Below are 18,864 nucleotides of genomic sequence, written 5' to 3'. Positions count from 1 at the left end.
TGTCAGCCTCTACGCAGACACCTCGCCCAACAACTTCGGCAGCAACAGCAAAGCGAACCTGCACAGCCACTTGGGTTACCATACCCGCCCTCCGAGACCCCATCTCAAGCGCAGCCCCGACCGGTCGCTTGATTCGACACCAACAGGTCCTCCATGCGTCTGTTTCACACCTCCGACTGGCACCTGGGCCAGAGCCTCCACGGCCAGGAACGCGACTTCGAACACGCCTGCTTCCTCGACTGGCTGCTCGGCCAGCTACGCCTGCGCCAACCCGACGCGCTGCTGATCGCCGGGGATATCTTCGACACGGTCAACCCACCGGTCAAAGCCCAGGAGCGCCTCTACGACTTCATCGTCCAGGCCCACGAACAGCAGCCCAAGCTGGACATCGTGATGATCGCCGGCAACCACGACTCCGGCTCGCGCATCGAATTGCCCGCCGCCCTGATGCGCCGCCTGCGCACCCACGCCCTGGGCCGGGTGCACTGGCTTGACGAAGGCCAGCTCGACGCCGAGCGCCTGCTGATCCCGCTGACCAACGCCCGCGGCAAGGTCTGTGCCTGGTGCCTGGCCCTGCCCTTCCTGCGCCCGGCAGAAGTCACCGGTCCGCAACTGGGCGATGACTACCTGCAGGGCATCACCCAGGTGCACCAGCAACTGATCGCCGCCGCCCTTGGCAAGCGCAAGAAGGACCAGGCACTGATCGCCATCAGCCACGCCCACATGGCCGGTGGCTCGATTTCCGAAGACTCCGAGCGCAGCCTGATCATCGGCAACGCCGAAGCCCTGCCGGCGCGGTTGTTCGACAAGGCCATCAGCTATGTCGCCCTGGGCCACCTGCACAAGCCCCAGAAGGTCAACCGGGAGAACCGCATCCGCTACAGCGGCGCGCCTATCCCGCTGTCGTTCGCCGAGATCAACTATCCGCACCAGGTACTGGAGATCGAGCTGGACGGCACCGAGCTGCTCAGCGTCGAACCGCGCCTGGTGCCTCGGGCCGTGGCCCTGCAGCGCATGGGCCCGGCACCGCTCGGCGAACTGCTCGAGCAGCTTGCCGACCTGCCGGTGATCGACCTTCTCGAAGACCCCAATCGCCAGCCATGGCTGGAAGTGCGGGTACGCCTGGACGAGCCGCAGCCCGACCTGCGCCAGCAGATAGAAAGCGCACTGCAGGGCAAGGCGGTGCGCCTGGTGCGCATCAGCGCCGAATATGCCGGGCGCAATGCTCAGGACGAGGACGAACAGGCCTTCGTCGAGCTGTCGCAGATGACCCCGCAGGACCTGTTCGGCCGCGCCTGGGAGCAGGCCTACGGCAGCCCCGTCGATGAACAGACCCTGAGCGACTTCGCCCTGCTGCTGCAGGACGTGCAACTGGAGGAGCAGCCATGAAGATCCTGGCCATCCGCCTGAAGAACCTTGCCTCCCTGGCCGGTCCCATCGATATCGACTTCACTGCCGAGCCCCTGGCCAGCGCCGGTTTGTTCGCCATCACCGGGCCGACCGGCGCAGGCAAGAGCACCCTGCTCGACGCCCTGTGCCTGGCGCTGTTCGGCACGGTGCCACGTCTGAACGAGATCGGCCGCGAAGCCAAGGTGCCGGACGCCGACGGCGAAATCCCCACCTCCGATCCGCGCAACCTGCTGCGCCGGGGCACCGGCAGCGGCTTTGCCGAGGTCGATTTCGTCGGCATCGATGGCAAGCGCTACCGCGCCCGCTGGGAGGCCAACCGCGCGCGTGACAAGGCCAACGGCAAATTGCAACACAGCCGCCAGAGCTTCTACGACCTGGACGGCGAACAACTGCTGGCCAGTGGCAAGAACGAATACAAGCAACTGGCCGAAGCCCGCCTGGGGCTGAATTTCGAGCAGTTCACCCGTGCGGTGATGCTGGCCCAGAGCGAGTTTGGAGCCTTCCTCAAGGCGGACGATCGCGAACGTAGCGAACTGCTGGAAAAGCTCACCAACACGGCCATCTATACCCGCCTGGGGCAGCGCGCCTTCACCCGCTCGCGCGAGGCCGCCGAGGCGCTCAAGGCACTTGAGGAGCGCGCCAGCCACCTGCTGCCGCTGGCCGCTGAGGCCCGTGCCGAACTTGACCAGCGCCTGGAACAGGCGCAACAGCACTTCAAGGGCGAACAGGCGCGCGAGCGGCAGCTTGAACAACAGTGCATCTGGCTCAGCGAACAGCAGCGCCTGCTGGCCCAACACACCGAAGCCAGTGAAGCGCTCAAGGCCGCCGAGCACGCCAGCGCCCAGCTCAGCGAGCAGCGCATCGACCTGCAACGCCTGGAGCGCCTGGCCCCCCAGCGTCATCAGTTCCACCGCCAGTTGACCCTGGCCGCCCAGCTCACACCGCTGGCCGCCGAAATCGCCGAGCAGGTACGCCAGCAGACCGAACTGCACACCCGTATCGGCGAACTGGAGCAGGCGCAGCTCAGCGCACGCGATGCGCTCGCACAAAGCCAGGCGCAGCACAGCGAGAACGCCCCCCGTCTGCGGCAGGCCTTTGCCGCCCAGGACGGCCTCGCCCGCCTCGACCAGGACCTGGCGAAACAGCACTCGGCCTGCCAGCAGGGTGAGCAAGGCCTCGCCGAAGGCCAGCAACAGTTGCAGCAGCTGGAGCAGAACCAGCAGCGCAGCCTGGAACAACTGGCCCTGATCGACACCGCGCTGGCCGACAGCCAGCACTTGGCGGGCCTGGCCAATGCCTGGCAGGCCTACCTCCCGCAACTCAAGCAGGTGATGCTGATCGGCAGCCGCTTGGCCAAGGGTCGCGAAGAACTGCCAGGCTTGCAGGCACAGGCCAGCCAGGCCAATACCCAACTGCAAACCCAGCGCGACAGCTTCGAGTTGCTGTTCCGCGAAGCCAAGGCCGAACCCCAGGCCCTGGCCGAACAGATCGACCTGCTCGGCGGCATGCTGCAGGACAACCGCAAGCAGCAGCGCGCAGTCGAGGAACTGTCGCGCCTGCACGGTCGCGAGATGGAACTGCGCCAGCAGCTCGACGCCCTGCGTGAGCGGCAGCAACAGGCCATGCAGCAGCGCCAGCAACTGATCGGCGAAGGCACATCGGCCAAGGCCAGGCTGGAAACGGCAGAACAGGCACTCGCCCTCACCCGCCAGTTGCTCGATCGCCAACGCCTGGCGCGCAACACCAGCGTCGAAGAATTGCGCGGCCAACTGCGCGACGGCGAACCCTGCCCGGTCTGCGGCAGCGCCGAGCATCCGTTCCACCAGCCCGAAGCGCTGCTGCAGAGCCTTGGCCGCCATGACCAGGCCGAAGAAGAAGCCGCGCAGAAACAGGTCGAGACCCTCAACGGCCAACTGGTGGAACTGCGCACCCAATTGGGCGTGGTCAACGCCCAGCTCAAGGATTTCCAGCAGCAGCAACAGCAACTCGGCGAACAGTTGCAACCCTTGGTGGCACAGGTGCAGGCCCACAGTCTGTGGCCAGCCCTGGCACCACAGGACGACAAGGCACGCAGCGTCTGGCTCGACAGCCAGCTGCGGCGCCTGGACGAGGAAATCGGCAAGGACGAGAAACGCCAGAGCGCCCTGCTCGCCCTGCAGAAGGACGCCGCACGCCTCACCCAGCAATTGCAGGCGGCCCAAGAAGCCCAGCAACAGGCCCAGCGCCATCTGGACCAACAACACCAAGCCTTGGCCAACGACGAGCAGCAACTGGAGCAAGGGCTGAAGGACCTCGCCAGCGTGCTGCCGGGCGACGTGCTCAAGGCCCTGAGCGACCATCCGACCCACGCTTTCGTCGCCCTCGACCAGCAGATCAGCCAGCGCCTGCAGCAGCTCGAACAGCGCAAGGACGAACAGGAAGAACAGCAGGCGCGCCAACTCCAGTTGGACAAGCTGCGCGATCAGCATCAAGCACGGCTGGACACCCAGGAGCAACTGCGCCAGCAACTCGCCGCCCTCGAGGCCCAGCGACAGCAGGCCCAGGCCGCGCTGGCCGAGTTGCTCGGCGAACAGCCCAGCGCCGAAGCCTGGCAACAGCATATGGATGCGCAACTGGAGCAGGCACGGGCGCTCGACGCCGATACCGCACAACACCTGCAGACGCTGCGGACCCAAGGCGTGCAGTTGGCCAGTGAGCTCAAGGCCAACGGCAATCGCCAGCAGGCACTGGAACAGGAACACCAGCAACTGCACGGCGACATCGCCCAATGGCGCGCCGAACACCCTGAACTGGACGACGTCGGCCTGGAGCGCCTACTGGCCATCGATGAGGCCGCCGTCAGCGCGCTGCGCCAGCACCTGCAAGATGCCGACAAGGCCGTCGAGCAAGCGCAGGTGCTGTTGCACGAGCGCGAACAGCGTCTACAACAGCACAGCGCCGAGTGCGCCGTCCAGGCTTCCGCCCAAGACCTGCAGCAGAGCCTTGGCGAACTGCGCGAGCAACTGGCCATCCACGAACAGCACTGCGCCGAGCTGCGTGCCCAGCAGGCCGACGACCAGCGTCGCCAAGAGGCGCACCAGGCACTCGCCGAGGACATCGACAAGGCCCGTGGCGAGCGCCAGCGCTGGGGTCGGCTCAATGACCTGATCGGCTCGGCCTCAGGTGATGTGTTCCGCAAGATCGCCCAGGGCTACAACCTCGACCTGCTGCTGCACCACGCCAACAACCAGTTGCGCCAGCTGGCCAGGCGCTACCGCCTCAAACGCGGCGGCAGCGCCCTCGGCCTGCTGGTGCTGGATACCGAGATGGGCGATGAACTGCGCTCGGTGCACTCGCTGTCGGGCGGCGAGACCTTCCTGGTCTCGCTGGCACTGGCCTTGGGGCTGGCATCGATGGCCTCCAGCACCCTGCGCATCGAATCGCTGTTCATCGACGAAGGCTTCGGCAGCCTGGACCCCGAGTCACTGCAACTGGCCATGGATGCGCTCGACGGCCTGCAGGCCCAGGGTCGCAAGGTCGCGGTGATTTCCCACGTGCAGGAAATGCATGAGCGTATTCCGGTACAGATCCAGGTGCGTCGCCAGGGCAACGGCCTGAGCGATGTCGAGGTCTGCGGGTGATTCTCTATTCGTTCCGCCGTTGCCCCTGGGCCATGCGTGCGCGCCTGGCCCTGCGCTATGCAGGCTGTGACGTGGAAATTCGCGAGGTGTCGCTCAAGGAGAAGCCGGCCGAGCTGCTGGCTCTGTCGCCCAAGGGTACGGTGCCGGTGCTCGATACCGGGGAGCGGGTGCTGGAAGAAAGTCTGGATATCATGCGCTGGGCACTGGCGCATGACGATCCGCAGGACTGGCGGCTGCTGGCCGATCCGCTGGCGGCTGAACGAGGCGAGGCGTTGATCGCGCGCAATGACCGGGATTTCAAGGCACAGGTCAACCTGTACAAGTACGCCGAGCGCTACCCGGAGCATTCACGCGAACACTACCGCCAGCAGGCCGAGGCCTGGCTGGCGGAGCTCGAAGGCCTGCTCGAGAACAGGCCTTTCCTGCTGGCAGACCACCCAAGCCTGGCCGATGCCGCGTTGCTGCCACTGCTGCGCCAGTTCGCCGGGGTCGAACCTCAGTGGTTCGCCGAGGCGGCTTATCCGCGGGTGCGGAGCTGGTTGCAGGGATGGCTGGACTCAAGCCTGTTCAAGGCAGTCATGGCTCGGTGAAACAACCTTTTCTGGGCCAGGTCGGACTTGTTTCCAGCCGTCCGGCGGCCTGAACCGATAGGGAATAAACCCATGTCAGTTCGGCACCGTCCAAGTTGACATGCCCATGACCTGTCATTTTTGCCAGTGGTCAATAACGCGCATAGCGCAGTAGATTCCTCGTAAACCGCATCAACATGCGGTGTTATCTGAGGATGGATCCGATGAAAAAACTACTCGCCAGCCTGGCACTTCTCGCTGCCACCAACGCTTGGGCAATGGATGCCAACGAAGAAGCCGGCCCATCACCCTCTGAATTTCCCACCGATTTCCTGGTGTATTCGGTGACTTGGCAACCCTCTTTCTGTGAAATGGAAAAACTCAGGAAGCCCCAGGACAAATGGGCTGCGGGTTGTGAGAACGCGCCACAGGCCTTCCTCACCCATGGAATCTGGCCTTACAGCAAAAGCATTGAGCCCAAGAACAATCGCCACCCACAATTCTGTGAGGCCCTGTCCAAATGTACGGGCAAGGAATGCACGATCTCCGACGAGCAGATGCAAGCAGTCCTGAAGATTCCCAAGCTGGCCAACATGGTCACGCAGCGACCAGAAGGTATGTTTCGCCATGAGTGGAGCAAGCATGGCAGTTGCTCGGGCCAGGAATTGCATAGCTATTTCGCGGACTTCGTGAATTTGCGCACCGTGGTGAAGTACGACCCATCCAAGTTCAATCAAATGATCGGGAAAGACACGCCTTTCGCCGAGATCAAATCCGCTTTCCCAGAGAACACCTCATTCCGCTGCTACCAAGAGCAGGGTAAGCAATACCTGCATGAAGTCTTCTACTTGATTGATCGCCAAGGAAACCCCTACAACGGCGAAAAGAACCTGCAAATCGGTGTCGCTTGCAACGACAAGGCACCTACCCATATTCCTGGCGGCAAGCCGCATGAAATCTGAAAGGTCTCTGCCAACGGCGAACACCTTTCACGCATTACTGGGCTGAACACCGCGTTGCTGCCATTGCTGCGCCAGTTCGCCGGGGTCGAACCTCAGTGGTTCGCCGAGGCGGCTTATCCGCGGGTGCGGAGCTGGTTGCAGGGATGGCTGGCATCGGACCTGTTCAAGGCGATCATGGTCCGCTGAAAAACCGATTGACCAGGTTCCTGTGGGAGTAGGCTTGCTCGCGAACACCGGCGGAGTCGGTGCCATAGCACCGTGGTGACTGCTTCGCCAGCAAGCCCGCTCCCACAAGAACCTGTCAGGGGTCGATCAGTTGCTGTGCTTGGCACTCAGGGCTGCGTGGAAGTGGGCACTCTGGCGCAGGTACTGCTCGGTGTAGCTGTGGGTTTCGGCAGCCTTGCTGCGGCTTTCCGACTGGGCATGGACCGGCAGCACGACGGAAGCGGAAATGGCGGAAGCGGCAATGACCGGGAAGAGATTGAAGTTCATCGGAGTGTCCTCGTCTTCGGTGTTTGACAGTGGCCCTCTTGGGCCTTGGGTCAAACTTACGCCGACGAGGCGCTTGGCTGAAATTCATTGCAGCAGTAGCGATTATCACGCCGATTGATAGTCAATCGAGAAACTTCAGGTCCGAAGGCGCATCCTGGGGCAGTGTCTGCACCGTTTCGCCAAGCTTGCCAGTACGCGGATCGCAGCGCATGACCACGATCTGGTTGCTCTTCTGGTTGGCCACCAACAGGAAGTTGCCGCTTGGGTCCAGAGTGAATTCGCGTGGGTGATCGCCTTCCACCGAGCGACGCTGCAGCAAGGTCAACTGGCCGTCGTCCTTGCCCACGGCGTAGACCACGATCTGATTGGCGCTGCCGCGGTTGCTGACGTACAGGAAACGTCCGTCGGCGGACAAGTGCAGGCCACCCGCGGCCTTGGCGGCAGGATCGCTGCTGTCGGTCAACGGCAGGCGCTGACGCTCATGCAACGCACCGTCCAGAACATCGAAGGTCACCACCTCGGCACTCATTTCCAGCGTGAGGTAAGCATGCCGGCCCTTGGCATCGAACAGCAGGTGCCGTGGCCCGCTGCCTGGCGGCAAGCTGACGAATGCGGGTATCGCCGGGCTCAACGGCCGGTCGGCACTGGCGCCGTCGTAGCGGTAGATGAACACCTTGTCGGCCCCCAAGTCACTGGCATACAGGTGGCGGCCATCGGGCGACTGGACCACCGAATGCACATGAGCACCGGCCTGGCGCTCGGGGTTGACCTTGCTCGGGGCATGGCGCAACTGCTGTAGCGCCGCCTTGAGCTTGCCGTCACGCGCCACCGGGACCACCACCAGGCTACCGCCAGGATCGGGCACCACGGCGTAATTGGCGACGAACAGGTAGCGCTGGTCGTGACTGAGGCTGGCGTGGGTCGGTTCGTCGCCCAGGCTGGCGACCTGGTTCAGCGGCGTGATCTCGCCATTGGCACTCACCGCGAAGCTGCTGAGGTGCCCCATGGGCGTTTCGTTCACCGTGAACAGTTGCCGCTGGTCGGCCGACAGCACCAGCCACGAAGGGCTGACAGCCTTGACCACCTGCCGGGCTGGCGTGGCGATCTGACCACTGCGCGGGTCGAATTGATAACGGTAGATGCCTTGGCTGGCACCCTCGGTGTAACTGCCGACCAGCAAGGTGGCAGCCTGGGTGTGGATCGACAGGCTCATCAGACTAGCGGTCAGCAGGCGCTTCCAGGTCAACTTCATCTTCGTCATCTTCCGGGGCGCGAAACGCACTCATCAAGACTAGACGGTGTTCTGCTTGGGCGTCGTGGAGCAACCAATCGTTCCCTTCTGCGCGGGCGGCAGCCATTTGCTCGGGGGTGAAACTCCAGCGGCGCAACTGGCGGCCGTCCATGCATTCAATCATGAGGCCGGAAGTGTCGCAGGTGAACTCGAAGGCGTGCAGGCCATCGATCAGGAGCATGTCGCAGGTTTGCAGGGCGGTCGCGAGAGGGGGCATGGGGGCACCTTGGGCTAGGAAGGTGGCCATTATATCTTCGGATCACTTCTTCGGATCACCGCAAGAGGCCTTGAAACCGTGCAGGAGCGGCCTTGCGCCGCTCCTGCACCAATAGCGTCGGTTTCCTCAATGGGCGAAGATCGAGCCACCCTCCTTGCCCACCATCTTCTCGGGCTTGATCAGGAACCGCGCCAGGGCCGGCAGCAGCCACAGCGCGCCGAACATGTTCCACAGCAGCATGAAGGTCAGCATCAGGCCCATGTCGGCCTGAAACTTGATCGCCGAGAAGATCCAGGTGCACACGCCGATCGCCAGGCACAGGCCAGTGAACAGCACCGCCTTGCCGGTGGAGCGCAGGGTCTCGTAATAGGCTTCCTGCAGCGGCAGGCCCGCGCGCAGGAAGCTTTCCAGGCGGCTGTAGATGTAGATGCCGTAGTCCACACCGATGCCCACGCCCAGGGCGACCACCGGCAGCGTCGCAACCTTCACGCCAATGCCCATGAACGCCATCAGGGCGTTGCCCAGCACCGAGGTCAGGACCAGCGGCAGGACGATGCACAAGGTGGCGGCGAAGGAGCGGAAGGTGATCATGCACATCACCGCCACGCAGATGTACACCAGGATCAGGATGGTCAGCTCGGCCGACTTGATCACCTCGTTGGTGGCCGCCTCGATGCCGGCGTTACCGGCCGCCATGAGGAACTGCAGGCCTTCCTTGTTGTGCGCATCGGCGAAGGTCTTGGCTGCAGCGGTGACGCGCTCGAGGGTCTCGGCCTTGTGGTCGTTGAGGAACACCAGCACCGGCGCCAGCGAGCAGTCGGCGTTGTACAGGCCATCGGCACGGGCGATGGAGTTGTTGAGGATGTCCGGGTTGCGCGAGAGGGTCTCCCACTTCAGGCTGCCCTCGTTCATGCCCTTGATCACCTGCTTGGACACGGTCACCAGGGAGATGGTCGACTGCACCCCCGGGGTGTTGTCCATGGTCCACATCAGTTCGTCGATCGGCGCCATGGTCGAGTGGATCGAGCAGCTCTCGGCCGGGGTCTTGACCATGATCACCAGTACATCCGAACTGGTCGAGTAGTTGTTGATGATGAAGCTGTTGTCCTGGTTGTAGCGCGAATCCGGACGCAGCTCCGGCGCGCCTTGGTCGAGGTCGCCGATCTTCAGGTTCTGGCTGTACCAGAGCCCGCCGGCAAAGGCGACCAGCGCGAGTGCGATCGACACCGGCGCCACCTTGGGGCTGGCGAAGTTCGACAACAGGCGCCAGAACGGATGCTCGCAGACCGCATCCTTCTTGCTGCGGGCGATGGCCTTCTGGCTGATGCCGACATAGCTGATCGCGACCGGCAGCAGGATCAGGTTGGTGAAGACGATCACCGCCACACCGATCGAGGCCCCGATGGCCAGCTCACGGATCACGCCAATGTCGATGATCAGCAGGGTAATGAAGCCCACTGCATCGGCGAGAATGGCGATCATCCCCGGCAGGAACAGCTGGCGGAAGGTGCGCCGCGCGGCGGTCAGGGCGTTGTCGGCATCGCTGGACTGCAAGGCGATACCGTTGATCTTCTGCACCCCGTGGGAAATGCCGATGGCGAAGATCAGGAACGGCACCAGCATCGAGTACGGATCGAGACCGAAGCCGACCGCGTGCATCAGCCCAAGCTGCCACACCACCGCCACCAGGGTGGTGATGAGCACGGCGATGGTGCTGCGGATGCACCAGGTGAACCAGTACAGCAACGCCCAGGTGATGACCAGCGCCACCCCGAAGAACATCGCCACCATCACCAGGCCGTCGATCAGGTCACCAACCTTCTTGGCGAAACCGACGATATGAATCTTCACGTTCGGGTTCTGCGCCTGGAACTTGTCGCGGATCTTCTCTTCCAGCTGGTGGGAGAATTTCTGGTAGTCCAGCTTGGTCAGCTTGCCCGGGTCCTGCGGGTCGGGGAAGTTTTCCAGCAGCGGAATGTCGACGATGCTCGACTTGAAGTTGTTGGCCACCAGCCGCCCGACCTGGCCAGACTTGAGCACGTTGTCACGCAAGGTGTCGAGGCTGTCCTGCGAGCCGTTGTAGGTGTTGGGGATGACTTCGCCGCCGGAGAAACCTTCCTCGGTCACTTCGCTCCAGCGCACGCTCGGGCTCCACAGCGACTTCAACCCGGCACGGTCGACGCCGGGGATGTAGAACACCTCGTCGTGGATCTGGCGCAGGGTCTCCATGTAGTCCTTGTCGAAGATGTCGCCATTGACCGCCTCGACCGAGATGCGCACGGTGTTGCCGAGGTTGGCCAGGTCATTGCGGTGCTCCATCATCTGTTCGATGAACGGATGCTGCAGCGGGATCATCTTCTCGAAGCTGGTGGAGGGGCGAATCTGCGTGGCCTGCCAGAACAGGAAGATGCTCACCAGCACGCACAGGGCGATGACCACGGGGCGGTTGTTGAAGATCAGCCGCTCGAGCAGGGTGGCCTTGTCCTTGTGGTGGGGCATGTTGAAATTCTCCGGACGGGTCATGGCCGAGCCTCCTCGGCGCCTTCAGCAGTGGCCAGGTGTATGCCACCCTGCCCCACCAACAGCAGGCCGCCATCGGCCAGGCCGCTGACACCGGCCAGCGCGATGCGGTCGGCGCGGTTGTACACCGTGAACGTCTGGCCATCGTCGCGGCTGCGCAGCACGCTGCCACCATTGCCGACCACGACGAGGCTGCCATCTTCGAGAAGCGTAGCGTTAGCCAGGCCGAATTCGAGCGGACCCCGCCCTGCCTCCAGCGGGATGGCTTGCCAGGTGTCGCCAAAGTCGGTGGAGCGCAACAGGTTGCCGCGCAGTCCGTAGGCCAGCAGCGTGTGCGCTTGCCCGGTGCCGGTCACGCCGAACAGCGAGCCCTCGTAGGGGCTTTCGACATGCGACCAGGTCTGGCCGTCGTCGCTGGAGCGGAACATGCTGCCCTGCTCGCCCACGATGAACAGGCCGGCATCCTTCACCTGGGTGATGCCATTGAGGTGCAACTGGTCGGGGTTGTCGAGACGCTCGGCGACGTCCTGCCAGTTCTGCCCACCGTCGGTGGTTTCCAGCAGCGCGCCATAGGCGCCGACGGCGAAGCCGTGCTGGGCATCGATGAAACGCACATCGAGCAGCGGGGCTTCACGGGAGAGGTCTTCGAACTGCTTGCTCCAGGTCGCACCGCCGTCGCTGCTGGCGAGAATCTGCGCGTCATGACCGACCGCCCAGCCACGCTTGTCGTCGAGGAAGAACACGGCAGTGAGCAGTTGACGGGTGGGTACCCGGGCCTGGGTCCAGGTCTTGCCCTGGTCGTCGGAGAACAGGATATGGCCGCGATCGCCGACCACCACCAGGCGTTTGCCGGCGTGTACGGCGTCGATCAGCAGGCTCTGGCTGGCCTTGGCCGATTCCACCGAGTATTCAGCGACGGCCGCGGCCTGTGCGGTGCCTGTCCATGTGCCCAGCGCCAGTAACGCGCTGGCCGTCAACGCCAAGGCTCCGCGCCTGGCATCCGCCTTCAGCCATTCCCTCATGACCGCCCCCTGTTGTGTTCTTGTAGTGGGTCAATGCCTTGCAGGTACTGCGAAAACCCTTGATCCAGAGCCCTGCAATAGCTTTGGGCCATCCTATCGGGGAAGATCGCGCGAACACAACGGGCGGGACGTTATGTTTTGTTAACCGCCCCATCGCTGCACGGGATGCTGGGATGCTTTCCCCGCGAACGAGTGCTGTGCCGGGCCCAGCGCGCCGCTACGCATCCGGGAAATCTCCCACAACACTAAAGGAAGCCGCTGGCAAGACGCTTATTCCCCATCGCATTACGGTCTTTTCTGACTGCCTCCGAACGCTTTACCCCGTTCACAGAGACATGCAGAACCCGACAAGGACCGTTTATGCCAAGCCAATCCGACTTGCGCTTCACCTTCACGCCCCTGGCAGGCAGCGCTGAATTCGAGGTGGTGTCGTTCACGCTCGATGAAACCGTCAGCACGCCATTTCAGTTGACACTCGATCTGGTCAGCCACGAAAACGACATCGACTTCGGCCATCTACTCGATAAACCCGCATTGTTCACCCTCTGGCAAGGCGCACGACCGGTACGTTATGTCCACGGCCTGGTCAGCAGCTTCAGTCAGGGTGAAAGCGGCTTTCAGCGCACCTTCTATCACGCTCGGGTAGAGCCACAGCTGGCCCGCGCAAGGCTGCGCTCGAACTGGCGCATCTTCCAGCACAAGACGGTCCCGCAGATTCTCCAACTGATGCTCGAACGCCAGGGCATCACGCGATTCGAAATCAGCACCGTGCTCGACCACCAGGTCCGTGAGTTCTGTGTACAGGCAGGGGAGACGGACCTCGACTTCATGGCTCGCCTCGCGGCCGAAGAGGGCTTGGTCTACCGCTTCGCCCACAGCGCCAAGCACCACACGTTGCTCATCACTGATCGTCTGCTGTCGATGGGAACGCTCACCCGCAGCGCCATCCAGGCCGATGACCAGGATCCATTCGATGACGACACACCCGGCGCCGCCTATACAGTGCTCTACCATTGCACCGGCGGTGGCGATCCGGAACAACCATGCCTGCGCAAGCTTCGCTACAGCGAGCAGGTCCGTACCGCACGGCAGGTGCAACGCGACCATACCTTCACACACCCGGCCTACCGCCAGGAGCACAGGGCGTGCGCGCCCGCCAGTCATCTGGCCCACCAATCGTCGAACTACGAACGCTTCGACTACCCCGGTCGCTACAAGCGTTACAAGGTCGGCAAGCCATTCACCGAAACCCGCATCAGCGCCCTGCGGCACGACGCCCGCATCGCCGAAGTCGAAGGTGATGACATACGCCTGCAACCAGGCCTGGGCTTCACGCTCACCGATCATCCGCGAGACGACTTCAACGTCCACTGGCGAGTCATCGGCCTGACCCACACGGGCAAGCAGTTCACCAGCCTGCAGGAGGAAGCAAGCCGCGCGGACCAGGGCACGCATTACCAGCACACCGCAGTGCTGGTCCCGGGGCTGGACGAGTGGCGCCCTGCCCCGCTGGACAAACCTCGCATCGACGGCCCGCACATGGCTACCGTCGTCGGACCACCTGGCGAGGAGATCTATTGCGACCAATGGGGACGCGTCAAAGTCAGCTTCCCGTGGGACCGTGAAAGCCACGACAACGAGTTCAGTTCCTGCTGGGTACGCGTCTCGCAGGGTTGGGCCGGGGGCAGTTGGGGATCTATGGCCATCCCGCGCATCGGCAATGACGTGATCATCCACTACGTCAATGGCGACCCCGATCAGCCCATGATCACCGGCCGCACCTACTGCGGCACCCAGCTGCCGCCCTACGACCTGCCCGACCACAAGACGCGCATGACCATCAAGAGCCAGACCCACAAAGGCAACGGCTTCAATGAACTGCGTTTCGAGGATGAACTGGGCTGCGAAGAAGTGTTCATTCATGCCCAGAGGAATATGAACACCAAGGTGCTTCATGACGACCAGCGCATCGTCGGCAACGACCGGACCACCAAGACTGGCCGTGATGCGCAGTCCAGCATTGCCCGGGACGAGACGACCAGCACAGGGCGTGACCGCCGCGATCATGTGCATCAGGACAGTTTCACCACCATCGACCGCAACGCGGTGCGCGACATCGGCAATGCCAGCAAGGAAACCGTCGGCACAGACCAGCATTTCACGGTAGGGCGAAACCAGACACTCATCGTCGAAGGTACTCGCACCCTCGAGATCCGCACCGGCCAACGCTTGCTGACCCCCTCCTACATGCTCCAGGGCACCGAGCGCATCCATATTCGTGGCCCCAGCGGCAAGATTGTCTTCGATGCCGACGGCATCACGATCGAAGCGACGAATATCCGCTTCAACGGCAACGTCACCTACCAGACGCCTGCAAACGCACAGACCGACGCGATCGAAGCGGCGATCCGCGAGGGTTCTCCACTGATCGAGGAATGCCCCTTCAGCAAGAAGGGGGGCGCATGAGTTTTATTGCGCAGTTGCGCGAATGCGGGCTCGGAACAGAGCCTGCCAGCGGCCATCTGTACCTGCTCGCAGAAGCCTCCGCCCACCCGGGGTTGATAGGGCACCTGGAGTTCCAGGGCGCAAGCCACCTGTGCCTCTGGCACCTGGAACCGGGGAGCGGGCTGGAAAAACATGCCCCATGGCTGTTCCAGCTTACCCCCGACAGCGCCCTTGATACCTGGCTAGGTTCCGCGCACGGCGGCCTGGGCTGCACGGTGATCGAGACCGATGCAGCGATTGCAGGCACCTGCGCCGGTTCAGCAAGATCCAGCAGGGCAAAAAACGCTATTTCCTGCGTCTGGGTGACCCCGGATCGCTGAGCTTCTATGTCGCGTCACTGGCAAGGCAGCCGAGTGCACTCGCGCAGTTGTTCCATCATGTGCGTCTGCGCACGCTTTATTTCCATGACCCGAAAACCGAGCTGGCAATGACTGCACAACCATTGTTCGAGCAAGCAGCGGACACGTGCGAGCAGATGGGCTGTCTGGCCTGGCGGTTTCCTCGAGCGAAGGACACACCATGAAGCTGCCGCCTCTGGAACTCGAGGCTGTACGCAAAGCCATGCTGCATGCCAACAACCGCCGCCTTTCTCGAAGCCTGCTGGCAACGCTCGGGCCTTCGCTGGCCACACTGCATACCCGTCCCGAACGCGTGCCGCTGCTGGTCGCCTGCGTAACCGAGCTACTCGAGCATACCGAGGCCTACCACCCTGGTGACTACAGCATCCTGGTCCTGCCTCACTTCCTCCTGGGGCTGGGGTGGTGGAAAGACCCGGCCTGCGAGCTGCTAGCACACGTCGATCAAGCCCCCGGCATGCGCCAGCAGGAGCGGCTGGCCCTGTTGACCGAGCACACGATCAACCATCGCCAGCAGTTGGAGAAGCAGCTATCGCGCATGCATGACATCACCCTGTCCATGCTCGAGGCCCCAGCGCAAAGCGAAGATCCCAACCACCTCTGGTACGCCCTCGAGCAACTGATGACGCTGCGTGGTATCGCATGCGAAACGCAGCAGGCCAGTTATCGCCTGTACGAGGCAGATGCCTACGCCAGGTACGCGCTGGCCCGCCCCTCGCCCCAGGAACTCAGCGGCAACCAACTACTGGGCTACCAGCATTACGGCATACGGATTCCGCAGCCATCCGACGACCTGCGAAAGCTTGCCCCCCTCTCACGCCATCACGTGTTGTTGCACATCGCGCTAGCGATCACGTTCGGCCGCTATTTCCACCATAACCCTTTGTTCAGTTCATGGGTCAAGCCGCTGGATGAACTGCAATGCCCGCGCGAAAGAGGCCGGCAGTTGGCCCGGGAACTGATCGCTCACCAGCAAGCACTCAAGGACAACTTCTCGCATGCCTGAACCCCTCCCGAACTCTGGCCTGGAACGGTTGCGCCAGGATGTGCGCAACGGCGCCCTGCCCGCTCCAGCCAGTGTCTGCATTCCCTGCTCGCTCCCCGGCGCACTGTTTTCGCTCGATGGCATGGACGGTTGCGACTCGCTGCTGGGCATCCCCTCCGGCGATGGCGTAGGCCCAGGCTGGTTCCGCAACAACCCGTGGATCCGCGACCACGCCCGCAACTACCGCGATACGTTTCTGCAACAAGTGCTGGAACACGCCGGCACGACCCTGGGCGATGCCTGGCTCGCCGAGTTCCATGCGTTCGTCAGCCGCGAAAAATTCGAACTGCTGTGCGTCGATGAGCAGATCCGGGACAACGACCTGGCGCCGCCGGTGCTCGACCACATGGGTGTCCGTACCCATGACGGGCTCGGCTTCGAACTGCAGCGCAACTTCCTGTTCCTGGCCGGCAAGCTCTATTTCGCCACATTCACCCACGCCAGCTGGGCTGAAGCTGCGCGCGAGGAATACCTCGACGACAACGGCGAGCGTCGGATCAGCCCGCCGTATACCTGGCATAGCCCCACCGGTCTGTATCCCATCGCCGACGCGTGCGAGCAATTGGCACGGCATTTCATCGAGGCCAAGGCCAGCGCGCGCTTTTGGGCAAGCGTGGCAGGCGCTGGCGAAGCCGCCCTCGGCGTGTTGGCGATGATACCGGTAGTACGTGGCATCACCGGTGGTGTGACCGTGGGCCGTTATGCCTTCGCCGCCATCGAAGCCGCGCTGGCCGCCGATGCCATCGTCGATGGCAGCAGCCGCATGATCACCGGCGAGGGCTTGAGCATCGGCGAGCGATTCTTCACCGACCTGGCCCGCCTGGCCAACCCTGACACCGCCGAAGCCCGCGGCAAGCAGGTTTTCATGGCCATCAATCTCGCGCTGTTGCTGCCCGCGGCCTACGGTGGCGCCCGTTGGCTCATGCACAAGGTCCGCCCCGGCAGCGTGACCACTGTGCGCCTGGACGACACCGCCTTGAGCGAAGACGCGGTCCGACGGCTGGGCAGGCGCACGGCGGGCGAAATCAACGTACTGGAAACCCGTATCGACCGACGCGTGGTTGACGGCGGCCTGCCAGTGCGCGCGAGCGAGCTCCATTCAGTGGAGCGCAACGCCAGCCTGGTAGGCCTGGACGTCACCGGCGGCAAGGCCGACTACCAGTACATGGCCACCACCCTGCGCGACCGCCTGGTGGCGTTGATCCAGCACAGCGTCGGGCCGGTGCGCATGGGCGGCAGCCTGACCCGCGTGGTCGCCGATGCCGGCGAAGAAGCCCTGGCAGCGGCGTTGGTCAGTCACTGGAAGGTCAAGCCCGAGAACATACTCGGGCTCAGCACCCAGCCCGGCAAGGCCAGCCAGTTCGGGCTGAAGAACAGGAGCGATCAAGGCATCGACATGCTGGTATACGTGCCGCCACCGCCGTCGATGACCGTGAGGAATCCCACTACCGGGGCCATGCGCCATCACATCGATGGGATCAAAGGGACGGCACCGGTGGAAGAGTTGAGGTTCGAGGAAGGGACGTTGTTGGTGATCGAGGTGAAGACGACGCTGGGGAAGAGTAGGACGCCTGGGTTTTTGAAGACTCAAGCAAGTGGGGGCGAGCATGATCTGGAGCGTATTCGACAATTGATCTTAACGAAAAAACAAGGATGGAACATTGGAAAGTTATCAAGTTCGGATCCAATGTTTTCAGAAAAGTTAAGCTCAGTAAACGATAGACTTCTAACTGGAAAAATATCATATCTCCACGCTCAAGTTTTTTTTGATTCCGCAGGAAACCCTAGCAGATTGACGGGGAATAGTACTGGCATTCAAATCAATCACTGGAACTAGAAATGATAAAAACCAGACTAAGAAAAGCGCTTAGCCAAATTTTCGACTGGGCGAAAGATGACATCCCAACAAGATACCACATACTCAATTCGTACTTTGAGGGCAGCGGAAATGTAGCAATCGCCTGCAGCGAGCTCTACACGATTGGCATGAACGATCTTGGAAAAGCTTTACAATTAGAGCCGAAAAACAATACATATACTGCAACACTTCAATTAAGCACAGGGCTTGCCAAACAACTAGTTTCGAACTCAATTCTAATTAGCAGCTTAAAAGGTACTGCGAGAAATGCAATAAACGATCTGGATGGTATGACCCAGCAGATGTTCTACACCCTTGCTATTGGACAGTTGGACATGATCGTGCCCTTCCACCAAGCTGTTATTACAGGGCTGGAAAACAGGTACGGCATTCGCGACGGCCACAATCTCCCAATAGGCACCACTCTACGCTATGCCGCCTTTGGCCTCACCATCATCGGTGATTGGCTCGGTAAACCTCTGGACCTCGACAAACACGCCCTCCCCCGCGACCCCGCCTGGGGCCAACTGGTCGCACACTGGCGCGAACCCGATCCCGAAAAGCTCCTCCCAATCCTGCTCGACGCCTGCGATACCCACGTCGAACGCATTGCCCTGAACTCACGCGAAGTCGACTCCGGCAATTTCGAGTTCGGCTCACCCTTCGAGGCCGTCTACCCTGCCGAAATCCTCGCCATCAAAAACCTGCGCCGCTCGCTCGGCCTGGAGACTCCCTCCATCGATCACCCGTTGATGAAAAGCCCCTACGCCATGCTGACCTTGCCGCCAAACACACCGTTGGAGCACGACGAACTGTTGGAGCAATTCATGAAAGCTGCCTGCCGCTACAACCCTGAAGCCGTTCCTGAGGGGTTGTATGAAGCTGTGCGCGAAACGGGCGCGATACGTTGACACATGCTTGCTCTGAAGCAGTGGCAGCGCCCTCGGTGCTGTCGAGGATCCGAGCATCATGGCCAACGGTTCAGCGGCGCTTGCAC

General features: G+C 62.5%; 14 protein-coding genes and 1 pseudogene. 10 read left to right on the top strand and 5 right to left on the bottom strand.

The window, feature by feature from the left end:
- Positions 1 to 153: 153 nt before the first annotated feature.
- The 5 genes and pseudogenes from ACK3BK_RS08415 to ACK3BK_RS08395 all read left to right on the top strand — a co-directional run.
- Entirely contained in the window at positions 154 to 1,389 is a 1,236-nt protein-coding gene (locus tag ACK3BK_RS08415; RefSeq protein ID WP_186707896.1) for an exonuclease SbcCD subunit D C-terminal domain-containing protein, read from the top strand.
- On the top strand, positions 1,386 to 5,030 hold the full coding sequence (locus tag ACK3BK_RS08410; protein ID WP_411384099.1) for an AAA family ATPase: 3,645 nt from the start codon (positions 1,386 to 1,388) through the stop codon (positions 5,028 to 5,030). Before ACK3BK_RS08415 ends, ACK3BK_RS08410 begins: the two co-directional genes overlap by 4 nt.
- Positions 5,027 to 5,620 (top strand): glutathione S-transferase, encoded by a 594-nt coding sequence (locus ACK3BK_RS08405; RefSeq protein WP_411384098.1) that lies wholly within the window; start codon positions 5,027 to 5,029, stop codon positions 5,618 to 5,620. Before ACK3BK_RS08410 ends, ACK3BK_RS08405 begins: the two co-directional genes overlap by 4 nt.
- A 203-nt stretch (positions 5,621 to 5,823) precedes the next feature.
- Positions 5,824 to 6,561 (top strand): ribonuclease T2 family protein, encoded by a 738-nt coding sequence (locus ACK3BK_RS08400; RefSeq protein WP_411384097.1) that lies wholly within the window; start codon positions 5,824 to 5,826, stop codon positions 6,559 to 6,561.
- A gap of 45 nt (positions 6,562 to 6,606) precedes the next feature.
- A pseudogene (locus ACK3BK_RS08395) lies at positions 6,607 to 6,747 on the top strand (glutathione S-transferase); the annotation flags it as partial.
- 126 nt (positions 6,748 to 6,873) lie between these two features.
- Here ACK3BK_RS08395 and ACK3BK_RS08390 read toward each other — a convergent pair.
- From ACK3BK_RS08390 to ACK3BK_RS08370, 5 genes are all read right to left on the bottom strand, one after another.
- A complete protein-coding gene (locus ACK3BK_RS08390; protein WP_186666757.1) occupies positions 6,874 to 7,053 on the bottom strand; it encodes a hypothetical protein in 180 nt (59 codons plus the stop codon).
- Positions 7,054 to 7,174: 121 nt separating this feature from the next.
- A complete protein-coding gene (locus ACK3BK_RS08385; protein ID WP_411384096.1) occupies positions 7,175 to 8,305 on the bottom strand; it encodes a lactonase family protein in 1,131 nt (376 codons plus the stop codon).
- Positions 8,271 to 8,561, bottom strand: a complete 291-nt coding sequence (locus ACK3BK_RS08380) for a DUF5629 family protein (RefSeq protein WP_411384095.1) — start codon at positions 8,559 to 8,561, stop codon at positions 8,271 to 8,273. Before ACK3BK_RS08380 ends, ACK3BK_RS08385 begins: the two co-directional genes overlap by 35 nt.
- A gap of 126 nt (positions 8,562 to 8,687) precedes the next feature.
- Positions 8,688 to 11,060 carry an efflux RND transporter permease subunit gene (locus ACK3BK_RS08375; protein WP_411384457.1) on the bottom strand — a complete coding sequence of 791 codons (2,373 nt, stop codon included), beginning with the start codon at positions 11,058 to 11,060 and terminating at the stop codon, positions 8,688 to 8,690.
- Between the two features lie 20 nt (positions 11,061 to 11,080).
- Entirely contained in the window at positions 11,081 to 12,103 is a 1,023-nt protein-coding gene (locus tag ACK3BK_RS08370) for a YCF48-related protein (RefSeq protein WP_288375325.1), read from the bottom strand.
- A 360-nt stretch (positions 12,104 to 12,463) separates the two neighbouring features.
- Here ACK3BK_RS08370 and ACK3BK_RS08365 point away from each other — a divergent pair, with 360 nt between their 5' ends.
- The 5 genes from ACK3BK_RS08365 (at position 12,464) to ACK3BK_RS08345 (ending at position 18,778) form a co-directional block, all read left to right on the top strand.
- Positions 12,464 to 14,569 carry a type VI secretion system Vgr family protein gene (locus tag ACK3BK_RS08365; RefSeq protein WP_411384094.1) on the top strand — a complete coding sequence of 702 codons (2,106 nt, stop codon included), beginning with the start codon at positions 12,464 to 12,466 and terminating at the stop codon, positions 14,567 to 14,569.
- The gene (locus tag ACK3BK_RS08360) at positions 14,539 to 14,928 is read left to right on the top strand and encodes a DUF4123 domain-containing protein (protein ID WP_411384093.1); all 390 of its coding nucleotides are present in this window, start codon (positions 14,539 to 14,541) and stop codon (positions 14,926 to 14,928) included. Before ACK3BK_RS08365 ends, ACK3BK_RS08360 begins: the two co-directional genes overlap by 31 nt.
- 199 nt (positions 14,929 to 15,127) lie before the next feature.
- The gene (locus ACK3BK_RS08355; protein WP_411384092.1) at positions 15,128 to 15,970 is read left to right on the top strand and encodes a hypothetical protein; all 843 of its coding nucleotides are present in this window, start codon (positions 15,128 to 15,130) and stop codon (positions 15,968 to 15,970) included.
- A complete protein-coding gene (locus ACK3BK_RS08350) occupies positions 15,963 to 17,846 on the top strand; it encodes a hypothetical protein (RefSeq protein WP_411384091.1) in 1,884 nt (627 codons plus the stop codon). Before ACK3BK_RS08355 ends, ACK3BK_RS08350 begins: the two co-directional genes overlap by 8 nt.
- Positions 17,847 to 17,848: 2 nt before the next feature.
- Positions 17,849 to 18,778, top strand: a complete 930-nt coding sequence (locus ACK3BK_RS08345) for a hypothetical protein (RefSeq protein ID WP_411384090.1) — start codon at positions 17,849 to 17,851, stop codon at positions 18,776 to 18,778.
- Positions 18,779 to 18,864: the final 86 nt, after the last annotated feature.

This window comes from Pseudomonas sp. L7 (genome assembly GCF_046605565.1).
GTDB classification, from domain to species: Bacteria; Pseudomonadota; Gammaproteobacteria; order Pseudomonadales; family Pseudomonadaceae; genus Aquipseudomonas; species Aquipseudomonas wayambapalatensis.
This window is presented reverse-complemented; position numbering and strand designations above follow the sequence as displayed.